Annotated in this window: 11 protein-coding genes and 1 tRNA gene; 3 read left to right on the top strand and 9 right to left on the bottom strand. The window is 61.9% G+C overall.

Annotated features, from left to right (window positions below; all coding sequences use genetic code 11):
* Positions 1–31 precede the first annotated feature (31 nt).
* Entirely contained in the window at positions 32–619 is a 588-nt protein-coding gene (gene plsY / locus RQ479_RS05365; RefSeq protein ID WP_376704350.1) for a glycerol-3-phosphate 1-O-acyltransferase PlsY, read from the top strand.
* Positions 616–1,740: a DNA-processing protein DprA gene (gene dprA / locus RQ479_RS05360; RefSeq protein ID WP_376704349.1), complete on the top strand. Its 1,125-nt coding sequence runs from the start codon at positions 616–618 to the stop codon at positions 1,738–1,740. Before plsY ends, dprA begins: the two co-directional genes overlap by 4 nt.
* A gap of 532 nt (positions 1,741–2,272) precedes the next feature.
* Here dprA and RQ479_RS05355 read toward each other — a convergent pair.
* A tRNA-Lys gene (locus RQ479_RS05355) sits at positions 2,273–2,348 on the bottom strand.
* A 308-nt stretch (positions 2,349–2,656) separates the two neighbouring features.
* Between RQ479_RS05355 and RQ479_RS05350 the strand changes: the two genes are divergently transcribed.
* Entirely contained in the window at positions 2,657–3,115 is a 459-nt protein-coding gene (locus tag RQ479_RS05350; protein ID WP_376705873.1) for a BA14K family protein, read from the top strand.
* A gap of 121 nt (positions 3,116–3,236) precedes the next feature.
* Here the strand turns inward: RQ479_RS05350 and RQ479_RS05345 are convergent, their stop codons facing one another.
* The 8 genes from RQ479_RS05345 to RQ479_RS05310 form a co-directional block, all read right to left on the bottom strand.
* A complete protein-coding gene (locus RQ479_RS05345; RefSeq protein ID WP_376704348.1) occupies positions 3,237–3,713 on the bottom strand; it encodes a DUF6882 domain-containing protein in 477 nt (158 codons plus the stop codon).
* 102 nt (positions 3,714–3,815) lie between these two features.
* Positions 3,816–5,309 carry a glycerol kinase GlpK gene (glpK, locus tag RQ479_RS05340; protein ID WP_376704347.1) on the bottom strand — a complete coding sequence of 498 codons (1,494 nt, stop codon included), beginning with the start codon at positions 5,307–5,309 and terminating at the stop codon, positions 3,816–3,818.
* A gap of 146 nt (positions 5,310–5,455) precedes the next feature.
* Positions 5,456–7,183, bottom strand: coding sequence for a carbohydrate ABC transporter substrate-binding protein (locus RQ479_RS05335; protein ID WP_376704346.1), 1,728 nt, complete (start codon positions 7,181–7,183; stop codon positions 5,456–5,458).
* Positions 7,184–7,261: 78 nt separating this feature from the next.
* Complete coding sequence (locus tag RQ479_RS05330) at positions 7,262–7,528, bottom strand: DUF2160 domain-containing protein (RefSeq protein ID WP_031211283.1); 267 nt, start codon at positions 7,526–7,528, stop codon at positions 7,262–7,264.
* Positions 7,529–7,701: 173 nt separating this feature from the next.
* Positions 7,702–8,616: a carbohydrate ABC transporter permease gene (locus RQ479_RS05325; RefSeq protein ID WP_023717772.1), complete on the bottom strand. Its 915-nt coding sequence runs from the start codon at positions 8,614–8,616 to the stop codon at positions 7,702–7,704.
* A 1-nt stretch (position 8,617) separates the two neighbouring features.
* Positions 8,618–9,484 (bottom strand): carbohydrate ABC transporter permease, encoded by an 867-nt coding sequence (locus RQ479_RS05320; protein WP_023674893.1) that lies wholly within the window; start codon positions 9,482–9,484, stop codon positions 8,618–8,620.
* A gap of 1 nt (position 9,485) precedes the next feature.
* Positions 9,486–10,553: an ABC transporter ATP-binding protein gene (locus tag RQ479_RS05315; protein WP_352466444.1), complete on the bottom strand. Its 1,068-nt coding sequence runs from the start codon at positions 10,551–10,553 to the stop codon at positions 9,486–9,488.
* A 9-nt stretch (positions 10,554–10,562) separates the two neighbouring features.
* The gene (locus RQ479_RS05310; protein ID WP_254817350.1) at positions 10,563–11,642 is read right to left on the bottom strand and encodes an ABC transporter ATP-binding protein; all 1,080 of its coding nucleotides are present in this window, start codon (positions 11,640–11,642) and stop codon (positions 10,563–10,565) included.
* Between the last annotated feature and the right edge of the window lies 1 nt (position 11,643).

The raw sequence follows: 11,643 nt of genomic DNA, 5'->3' as shown, positions 1-11,643 counted from the left end.
TCCGCTCAGCCAAGGAAAGTTCGGGGGAACAATGGTTTACAGTCCCGTCTTGGCATTGGTGTTCGGCTATCTTCTCGGCTCGATCCCGTTTGGCCTGCTGATCACCCGTGCCGCCGGCCTCGGCGACGTGCGCAACATCGGCTCCGGCAACATCGGCGCCACCAATGTGCTGCGCACCGGCAACAAGGGCTTGGCCGCGGCCACTCTGCTGCTCGATGCGCTGAAGGGCACCGCGGCGGTGTTGATCGCAGGGCGCTTTGCGCCCGAACTCGGACTTTGGGCCGGCTTCGGCGCGTTTTTAGGTCATCTCTTTCCGATCTGGCTCGGCTTCAAGGGCGGCAAGGGCGTCGCCACTTACCTTGGCGTGCTGATCGGCCTTGCCTGGCAGATGGCGCTGATCTTCGCCGTCGTCTGGCTGGCGGTGGCCTTCCTGTTCCGCTTCTCCTCGCTTGCGGCACTGACGGCAGCGGTGGTCGTGCCCGTGGCCCTGTATTTCCTGAGCACGCAGCAGATTGCCGGGCTTTTCGCGGCGATGAGCCTCATCGTCATCGTAAAGCACCGCGCCAACATTGCGCGGCTGCTTGCCGGCACCGAGGGCAAGATCGGGGCCAAGGAGTGAGCGAGCCCGACGCCGGGCCGCGCCTCAGCGACCGGCAGCGGCTGAGCTGGCTTCGTCTGATCCGCACGCCGAATGTCGGCCCGGCCTCCTTTCGCGACCTGATCAACCGGTTCGGTTCGGCCGAAGCAGCGCTATCGATGCTGCCCGAGCTGATGATTTCGGGTGGCGCCAAAAAAATCGTCCGCATCCCGTCCATTGCGGAGGCCGAGGTCGAGCTGGAGACGGCCCGGCGGGCGGGCGCCCGTTTCGTCGGCATCGGCGAGGCGGATTATCCGCCGCTGATGAAAAGCATGGATCATCCGCCGCCGCTGCTTGCGGTCAGGGGCAATAGCGCGGTGTTCCGCTTGCCAGCGGTCGCCATCGTCGGAGCTCGCAACGCATCGCTGGCCGGCATCAAGATGGCGCGGATGCTGGCGGCGGATCTCGGCCGCGACGGCTATGGCATAGTCTCCGGCCTGGCGCGCGGCATCGATACGGCCGCGCACCAGGGCAGCCTTTCGACCGGCACGATCGGGGTGCTCGCCGGCGGCCTCGATTTGCCCTACCCGCCCGAAAATGCCGGCCTGTGCGACGAGATCGCCGAGCGTGGCGGCGCCATAATCTCCGAAATGCCGTTTGGCTGGCAGCCGCGCGCACAGGATTTTCCGCGCCGCAACCGGCTCGTCGCCGGTGCTGCATTGGGATTGGTCGTGGTCGAGGCCGCACAGCGCTCCGGCTCGCTGATCAGCGCCCGGCTGGCCGGCGAGATGGGCCGCCTGGTCTTCGCCGTTCCCGGTTCGCCGCTCGATCCGCGCGCCGCCGGCACTAATGGCCTGCTCAAGGATGGCGCCACCCTTGTGACTGAGGCCGCCGATATCACCAGCGCGATCGCGCCGCTGGTCGGCGCCTGGGCGCCAAGGACATCGCCGCTTGAAGAGCCGCCCGACTTTTCGGCAACACCGCCGCCGCGCGAGGACGACCGCGACCGCGTCGTCGAGGCGCTCGGCCCGACGCCGGTAGCAGTGGACGAGATCATCCGCCACACCGGCCTGCATCCCGCCCAAGTGTTCATGGTGCTGCTGGAGCTCGACCTCGCCGGCCGGCTCGAACGCCATGCCGGCGGCAACGTCTCGCTGATTTGACCGAGAGCTTGCGCATGTCCCGGCAAGCAATTCCGCTGTGATCCTGATGGCCGATCCGAGCAACAAACCAAAGCAGACGCTGTTTGCTCGTACGACGACCCTTGTCTGGTCAGCGCTGAGCGTCATGCTGGCGCTCTGCAATGGTCGATGGATCTCGGCATGCTGGGTTTTCCCGACGGCTACATAACGCCCTTCGCAAGAGCGACCAGCACGCTTCTGGGCATTCTGACGGCAGGCTGCATGGCCCAGGGTCTCTAGTTCTTCCTGGCCGGCGCGTTCGGCAGGAAGGTGAGCGCCCTCGGTCGTTTCCTGCAAATCCTTGCCGCAGCGGTTCTCACCGTGTTGCCGGTGCTTATCGTGAACGATTGTCCGCATTCACAGCTGTGCAGCAGAGCTTATGAGGCGCTCACCGGCACGATGATGGACGATGGGGTCGGTGGTTAAGGCCACCGCATGCGTTCGGCACGAGGTTGTCACCCATGTCTTAGGTACAAACTGTTACCCATGTCTTCGGGCCGTACACAATCTGGATTGGTGAGCGCGATGGGATTCGAACCCATGACCTACTGATTAAAAGTCAGTTGCTCTACCGGCTGAGCTACGCGCTCCCGCGGGCTCAGAAAGGCCGCCCTCGAAATTGCGCGGAACATAGGGAGAGTGCCTCTGCCGGTCAACCGGAAAAAGACGGCTCTCGAACCGGACTTTCCTGCCGTGCCATCATGCCGTGCGGTGCGCTTCGGCGTTGACGGAACTGCCTCGCTCTAGCGCAAGGCCGAAGCTCGCGCTTTGCGGGACAAGCGCAAGCAGCGAATCGGGAGAACCTTTGCAGATCAGCAACTTGGGATTTTTAGCGGAACAATTTGCGCAGCCTGCCCGTTTTTCCGCGACAAGGGACACGCGTTTCAAGGAGAAGATCATGAATAGGATCATGTCGGGCCTGCTGGCCACTGCCCTGTCAGCATCGTTCGCCGTTGCTGAGATCGTGCCAGTCAATGCTCAGCCCGTCTATGTACCGCTAGGCCAGAGCGTCTCGTCGGATGTCCAGACCGTCGACCACAGGATATGGAGAAAACGCAACTTCAACCGCGATTTCTCCCGTCGCGATTTCTCGCGTGACGACGGCATGTACTGGCGTGGCCATCGCGGCTATCGCTACTACCGTCCCGGCTACCGCCGCCACGGCGACTTCTGGTTCCCGCTGGCCGCGTTTGCTGCCGGAGCGCTGATTACGGGCGCGATTGTCAACCAGAATCGTGTCTATCGTGGCGATGCCCACGTGCAGTGGTGCTATGATCGTTATCGGAGCTATCGCGCTTCTGACAACACTTACCAGCCCAACTACGGTCCGCGCCGGCAGTGCCGGTCGCCTTACTGAGTCCTAGCTTAGAGGCTGCAAGCCCGCGCCCGAAACGGCGCGGGTTATTGCTGGGCGAGGAAGCACTGATATTTCCGCCACCGTCACTGCGTCTCGAACGTTCGGCAGGCAGACATCAAGATCAGTTTGCCCGGCTGATGCTCTTGATGGTCAGATAGAGGCCTCCCCCTTCGCCACGAGGAGAACGATAGACCCCACGGGCGTTGCAAATTCGAGCCATTACGGCCGCCAGTTCCCACCCAAGCACGGTCAGGTCATTATCATCTGTCACAAAAAGCTGAGTCAGTTCATCAATGCCGTTCTTCTCCCCGAAGGATCGAACTCGCTGGGCATCGGTAACTACGTCGCCAGGCAGGTTTGAATTTCCCCAGGCCCAAAGCCAATTGCCACCTTTGCCGCTTGTGGAGCCTGCAACCTGGATTTCGGCGACGACCTTGACGACAACTTGATCTGAGAAAAGGAGCTTTCCAGTCTTGAGGTCATAATCATAACGAGGCCAACTGCCGACGCCGAAATCGTCTTGCAAGCCTCTATTCTTAGCGTTCAGTTGCTCGATGGCTTCTTGGCGCCAAGCAGGATACCAATCTGGGTGTTTCATGGACCTCACCCTGCCTGACCCGCTCTCCGAGTCGACCCACACATCCGAGCAGCCACCAGCCCAGCCTCATTAAACAAGGTTGGGAATTCGGCGGGTACGTGCTTATTGCATGCTTAGCGTCCTGCGCACAGCGTGGCGCCAACCTGCCAGCTTGGCGGCACGTGTCGAAGCATCCATGTCCGGCTTGAACCGGCGCTCGAGCGCCCAACTCCTGGCGAATTCCGCGGCCTTCGGCCAGACACCCGCCCTCGAGCCGGCCAGCCAAGCCGCACCGAGTGCAGTCGTCTCGAGAATTGTCGGCCGGTCGACCGGCGCATCGAGAATGTCGGCCAGCCGCTGCATGGTCCAGTCCGACGCCACCATGCCGCCATCGACCCTGAGCACGGTCTTGGCCGAGGCGCCCTTCCAGTCCTTGCGCATAGCGTCAAGCAGATCGCGCGTTTGGAACGCAACGGATTCCAGTGCCGCGCGGGCAAATTCCGCCGGCCCCGAATTGCGGGTCAGCCCGAAGATGGCGCCGCGCGCCTCGGCATCCCAGTGCGGTGCGCCGAGCCCGACGAAAGCCGGCACCAGATAGACGTTCTGCGTCGGATCGGCTTCCGCCGCCAATTTGCCGCTCTGCTCGGCCTTGCCGATCACCTTGATGCCGTCGCGCAGCCATTGTACGGCGGCGCCGGCGATAAAGATCGAGCCCTCCAGTGCATAGGTGGTCTTGCCGTTCAGCCTATAGGCGATGGTGGTCAAAAGCCGGTTCTTCGAACGCACCAGATCGCTGCCGGTGTTGAGCAGCGCGAAGCAACCGGTGCCGTAGGTCGATTTCATCATGCCCGGCTCGAAACAGGCCTGGCCGATCGCCGCCGCATGCTGGTCGCCGGCCACACCGAGGATTCTGATCTCTGCGCCAAACAGGCTTTTGTCGGTGATTCCAAAATCATCGGCACAATCTTTCACCTGCGGCAGCATTCTTGCAGGTATGCCGAGAATGGCCAGCAGCTCGTCGTCCCAGGCGTTTTGTTCGATGTTGTAGACCAGTGTGCGCGCGGCGTTGGTGGCGTCAGTGGCGTGGACCTTGCCGCCAGTCAGGCGCCAAATCAGAAAACTGTCGATGGTGCCGGCCAGCAGTTCGCCCTTTTCGGCGCGTTTTCTGGCGCCCTTCACCTTGTCCAGCATCCAGGCGATCTTGGTGCCGGAGAAATAGGGATCGAGCAGCAGGCCGGTCTTTTTCGTGAATTTCTTCTCCAGCCCCAGCTTCTTCAGTTTCTGGCATAGCGGCGCGGTGCGGCGGTCCTGCCAGACAATCGCGTTGTGGATCGGCTTGCCGGTCTCCTTGTCCCAGATGACGACGGTTTCGCGCTGGTTGGTGATGCCGATCGCGGCGACTTCCGCTGCGTTGCGGCCGGCTGTCTTCAGCGCGGCCTTCACCGTTTCCACGACGCTTGCCCATATCTCCTCGGGATCGTGCTCGACCCAGCCGGAGGCCGGATAATATTGGGTGAATTCCTTTTGCCCGCTGCCGACGACCTTCATCTTGTCGGCGAACAGGATCGCCCGGGTCGATGTCGTCCCCTGGTCGATTGCAAGGATGTATCCGGTCATTCTCTCTCCCGTCGAAGCGAATTCAAAGGTGCTACGGTGTCTCGACGCCGGATGGCGCGGAGCCGTTCACGCAAACAGGGGAGACGGCAACATGCCGCCTCCCCTGAGCATGGCGATGCGGGCGCGGACGCCCGCATCAAACGGTCCTATTGCTGCCAGCTCTTCACCAGTTCGTCGTAGTTGATGGTGACCGGCTTTTCCTTCTCGTTCTCGATCTTGAGCTGAGGAGCGAGATTGCCCTTCTTGACCGCGTCGGCGTTCCAGTAGGCGAGGTCATGCTCTTCGGCCATCTTCGGGCCAATATCGCCCTGGACGCCCGACTTCTCGATGCGGCTCATCACCTTTTCCTGCTCGGCGCAGAGCGAGTCCATCGCTTCCTGTGGGCTCTTGGCGCCCGACGAAGCATCGCCGATCGCCTGCCACCAGAGCTGTGCCAGCTTCGGATAGTCCGGCACGTTGGTGCCGGTCGGCGACCACTGGACGCGCGCCGGCGAGCGGTAGAATTCGATCAAGCCGCCGAGTTTTGGCGCACGTTCGGTGAAGCTCTTGTCGTGGATCGTGCTCTCGCGGATGAAGGTCAGGCCGACATGGCTCTTCTTCACGTCGACCGTCTTCGAGGTGACGAACTGCGCGTAGAGCCAGGCCGCCTTGGCGCGGTCGGTCGGCGTCGACTTCATCAGCGTCCAGGAACCGACGTCCTGATAGCCCAGCTTCATGCCGTCCTTCCAGTAGACGCCATGCGGCGACGGCGCCATGCGCCACTTCGGCGTGCCGTCGTCGTTCAGCACGGCCTTGGCGCTGGCGTCGACCATGCTGGCGGTGAAGGCGGTGTACCAGAAGATCTGCTGGGCAACCGCGCCCTGCGCCGGAACTGGCCCCGATTCGGAGAAGGTCATGCCTTGGGCTTCCGCCGGTGCATAGGCCTTCAGCCAATCGAGATACTTCTGGATGGAGTAGACGGAAGCCGGACCATTGGTGTCGCCGCCGCGCGCCGTGCAGGAACCGACGGGACGCGAATTCTCGTCGACCTTGATGCCCCATTCGTCGACGGGCAGACCGTTCGGAATGCCCTTGTCGCCATTGCCGGCCATCGACAGCCAGGCGTCGGTGAACCGCCAGCCGAGCGACGGGTCCTTCTTGCCATAGTCCATATGGCCGTAGACCTTCTTGCCGTCGATCTCGCGGCCGGTGAAGAACTCGGCGATGTCCTCATAGGCCGACCAATTGACCGGCACGCCGAGGTCGTAGCCGTATTTGGCCTTGAAGTCCGCCTTGTTCTTCTCGTCGTTGAACCAGTCGTAACGGAACCAGTAGAGGTTCGCGAACTGCTGGTCGGGAAGCTGGTAGAGCTTCTTGTCGGGCGCGGTGGTGAACGAGGTGCCGATGAAATCCTTCAGGTCGAGATTCGGGTTGGTGACATCCTTGCCGTCGCCTGCCATCCAGTCGGTCAGGTTGCGCACCTGCTGGTAGCGCCAGTGCGTGCCGATCAGATCGGAATCGTTGACCCACCCGTCATAGAGGTTCTGGCCGGTCTGCATCTGGGTCTGGATCTTCTCGACGACGTCGCCTTCCTGGGTGACGTCGTGCGTAACCTTGATGCCGGTGATGGCCGTAAAGGCCGGCGCGAGCACCTGCGATTCATACTGATGCGTGGCGATGGTTTCGGAAACCACCTTGATATCCATGCCGGCGAAAGGTTTCGCGGCATCGATGAACCATTGCATTTCGGCTTCCTGGCCGGCGCGGTCGAGTGTCGACAGGTCACCGATTTCCTTGTCCAGGAAGGCCTTGGCCTCGTCCATTCCGGCATAGGCATTGCTTGCCCCGAGCAACAGGACAAGCGCAGTTGTTGATGTCAAGAATTGCCGTCGCATGTATTTCCTCCACTGTTTCAGTTTCAAGTGCGATCTGGATCGGCGGCCGGCACGCCGCCGTTCCAACAGTTTCCCCCTCTATACGTAGCGGAACACGCCGACGGCGTAGACCACGGAGAGAGCGAGAGCCCACCACAGATTGGGTCCGACTAGACCCAGCCAAGCGAGATGGATAAAGGCGCTGCCAAGCAGCGACAGGAACAGGCGGTCGCCGCGCGTCGTTTCGAAGCGCAGCACGCCGACGCGCGGATTGCCGCCCGGCGAGACGTATTCCCACGCCGCCATGCCGCAAAGCAGCAGAAAGATGGTTCCAAAGAAGGCCGCGGTCGGCCACGTCCAGGCCATCCACGAAAAATCGAGGTTGGACGAGAGGTTAAATCCCCACAGGCGGATATTGGCCGGATCGCTGAAGCCTACCGTTATTGCCACGAAATCGATTTGAAGTGCCACCCAGGCCACTACGACCAGGGCGAGAAACAGCACGGCCCACCACCAGGGGCTTCTGTCGACCTGCTCCATCATACCCTCCCCAGGGCAAAGCCCTTGGCGATGTAGTTGCGCACAAACCAGATGACGAGCGCGCCGGGAATCAGCGTCAGCACGCCGGCTGCGGCGAGCAGCCCCCAATCCATGCCGGCGGCCGAAACGGTGCGGGTCATGGTCGCGGCGATCGGCTTGGCGTCCGTGGTCGTCAGCGTGCGGGCGATCAGCAGCTCGACCCACGAGAACATGAAGCAGAAGAAGCACGCCACGCCGATGCCGCTCGCAATCAGCGGCATGAAGATCTTGATGAAGAAGCGCGGGAACGAATAGCCGTCGATATAGGCGGTCTCATCGATCTCCTTCGGCACGCCCGACATGAAGCCTTCGAGGATCCACACCGCCAGCGGCACGTTGAACAGGCAATGCGCCAGAGCCACGGCGATATGGGTGTCGATAAGGCCGAAGGCCGAATAAAGCTGGAAGAATGGCAGCGCGAACACCGCCGGCGGCGCCATGCGGTTGGTCAGCAGCCAGAAGAACAGATGTTTGTCGCCGAGGAAGCGATAGCGCGAAAAGGCGTAGGCAGCAGGCAGTGCTGCGGCCACCGAAATCACCATGTTCATAACCACATAGGTGATCGAGTTGATGTAGCCCGAATACCAGGACGCGTCGGTGAAGATGGTGCGGTAATTCGCTAATGTCGGTGCGTGCGGGTAGAGCGTCAGCGACGAGACGATCTCGCCATTGGTCTTGAAGCTCATATTGATGAGCCAGTAGATCGGCAAAAGCAGAACGATGATGTAGAGCGTCGGCACGATCCACCACCAACGCGACTCCTCGCCGCGACGGCGCATGAGCCGTGCGATCTCGTCCTGCCGCAGCGTGCTGGCCAATCCTTGCGAAGCTGTCGTCTCGCTCACTCTGTCGGCTCTTTCGTCAGCGCGGCTCATCTCAGCGCTCCGCGTCGTAATTGGTCATCACGGTGTAGAACACCCATGACAACAACAGGACGATAAGGAAGTAGACCAGCGACATCGCCGCCGCCGGGCCGAGGTCGAACTGGCCGAGCGCCGTCTTGACGAGATCGATCGAAAGAAAGGTCGTCGAGTTGCCGGGTCCGCCGCCGGTCACCACGAACGGTTCCGTGTAGATCATGAAGCTATCCATAAAGCGCAGCAGCACGGCGATCAGCAGCACGCGGTTCATCTTCGGCAGCTGGATGTAACGGAACACCGCCCAGCGCGAGGCGCCGTCGATCTTGGCCGCCTGATAAAAGGCATCCGGGATCGAGACCAGGCCGGCATAGCAGAGCAGAACGACGAGGCTGGTCCAATGCCAGACGTCCATGATGATGACCGTCACCCAGGCGTCATAAGGGTCTTGCACATAATTATAGTCGATGCCGAGCGCGTTGACGTAATAGCCGAGCAGGCCAATGTCGTTGCGCCCGAACACCTGCCAGATGGTGCCGACGACGTTCCACGGGATCAGCAGCGGCAACGCCATCAAAACAAGGCAAACAGGCACGCCCCAACCCTTCTTCGGCATATTGAGCGCAATGAAGATGCCGAGCGGCACTTCGATCGCCAGGATGATGAAGGAGAAGACAAGGTTGCGGATCATCGCCTGCCAGAAGCGGCTGGAGGAAAGCAGTTCCTCGAACCACTCGGTGCCGGCCCAGAAGAAGACGTTGTTGCCGAAAGTGTCCTGCACCGAATAATTGACAACCGTCATCAGCGGTATGACCGCCGAGAACGCCACCAGCAGCAGCACCGGCAGCACCAGGAACCAGGCTCTGTTGTTCCAGGTCTTTTCCACTTCAGGCTCCCATCTCGACGCGCCAGGAATTGGCGTAGATGTTGATGCCGGCCGGGTCGAACCGCACCTTCGGATCAGCCGGAACTGTCTCGTCCTCGCCGATGATGGCGGCGATCTCGCGCCCTTCGAGATTGGCACGGACCACCTTGTGGCGGCCGACGTCCTCGATCTTGCTGACCCGGACGGCCATGCCCTGGCTGCCCAGGCGCACATATTCGGGACGGATGCCGAGCTCGATGGCGCCGCCGCCCGCCTTGGGCACGCCCGGCAGTTCGATCTGCTGCGAGCCCAGCTTCGCGGTCTTGCCGTCGATCGCCACCGGCATGACATTCATGCCGGGCGAGCCGATGAAATAGCCGACAAAGGTGTGGCGCGGGCGCTCGAACAGCTCCGCCGGTGTGCCGATCTGCACGATTTCGCCGTCATACATGACGACCACCCTGTCGGCGAAGGTCAACGCCTCGGTCTGGTCGTGCGTGACATAGACCATGGTGTAGCCGAAGCGGCGGTGAAGCTGCTTCAACTGCGAGCGCAGCACCCATTTCATATGCGGGTCGATGACGGTCAAAGGCTCGTCGAACAGGATGGCATTGACGTCGGAGCGCACCAGCCCGCGTCCGAGCGAGATTTTCTGCTTCTGGTCGGCGGTCAGTCCGCGCGCCTTTCGTTTGGCCATATCGGCCAGCCCGGTCATCTCCAGCGTCTCGCGCACCTTGCGGTCGACGTCGGCCTCCGGCACGCCGCGATTGCGCAGCGGGAATGCCAGATTGTCGTAGACGGTCATCGTGTCGTAGATCACCGGGAACTGGAAGACCTGGGCAATGTTGCGCTCTTGGGTCGACAGATTGGTTACGTCCCTGCCGTTGAACAGCAACTGGCCGTGCGAGGGATGCAGCAATCCCGAAATGATGTTGAGCAGCGTAGTCTTGCCGCAGCCGGACGGGCCGAGCAGCGCATAAGCGCCGCCATCCTCGAACGTGTGGTGCACTTCCTTCAGGGCGAAATCGGCATCCGTGCGCGGGTTCTGCAGATAGGTGTGGCGGATATGATTGACATCGATGCGCGCCATCGCTTCTTCCTAAGCCGCCAGCTTCGGCGCGGCCACGGCGCGGCCGTGCTCGTCGAAGACCATGATGTGGCGAGGGTCGATGAACACCTCGACCTCCTCGTCCGGCTCGAAGTCGCGAATGCCGTGGGTCAGCATGACCCAGCGCGCATCGGCAAAATCGAGATGGATGAAGCTTTCCGATCCAGTGATCTCAGTGATCGTCACCTTTGCGCGCACCGGCACTGCGGCGGCGTTGGGCCGATCGAGGGAAAGATGATGAGGCTGGAAGCCGATCGTATAGATCGCATCGGCAATGCCGAAGAGTTCGGCCGGCACCGGCAATTTCACGCCGCCCTCGAGCAGGAAATCCAGGCCCTTCTTGGCAAGCACGATGGTGTTGAGCGGCGGATCGGCGAAGGTTCTCGCCGTCACCAGATCGACCGGCTTGCGGAACACTTCGATGGTCGGCCCGAACTGGGTGATGCTGCCTTCGGAAAGCGTCGCCGTGTTGCCGCCGAGCAGCAAGGCCTCGTGCGGCTCGGTCGTGGCATAAACGAAGATTGTGCCGGCGGCCGCGAAGACTTTCGGCAGTTCCGCCCGTAATTCTTCGCGCAGCTTGTAGTCGAGATTGGCGAGCGGCTCGTCGAGCAGCACGAGGCTGGCATTCTTGACGATCGCGCGGGCCAGCGCGGTGCGCTGCTGCTGGCCGCCCGACAGACTGAGAGGCGTCCGGTCGAGATAGGGCGTGAGTTTGAGAAGGGCGGCGGCATTGCGCACCTCCCTGTCGATCGTTGCCTGATCCGTGCCGGCCACCCGCAGCGGTGAGGCGATGTTTTCGTAGACCGTCATCGCCGGATAATTGATGAATTGCTGGTAGACCATGGCGACGTTGCGCTTTTGCACCGGCATGCCGGTGACATCCTTGCCATCGAACCAGACCGAGCCGGAGGTCGGCACGTCGAGGCCCGCCATCAGCCGCATCAGGCTGGTCTTGCCGGAGAGCGTCGGCCCGAGCAGGACGTTGAGCGAGCCGTGCTGAAGCGTCAGCGACACGTCGCGGATATGTTCCGCCGCACCCACCGTCTTCGTCACGTTTCTCAGTTCAAGCATG

Source organism: Mesorhizobium sp. ISC25 (assembly GCF_042295465.1).
In the GTDB taxonomy this organism is placed as follows: Bacteria; Pseudomonadota; Alphaproteobacteria; order Rhizobiales; family Rhizobiaceae; genus Mesorhizobium.
This window is presented reverse-complemented; position numbering and strand designations above follow the sequence as displayed.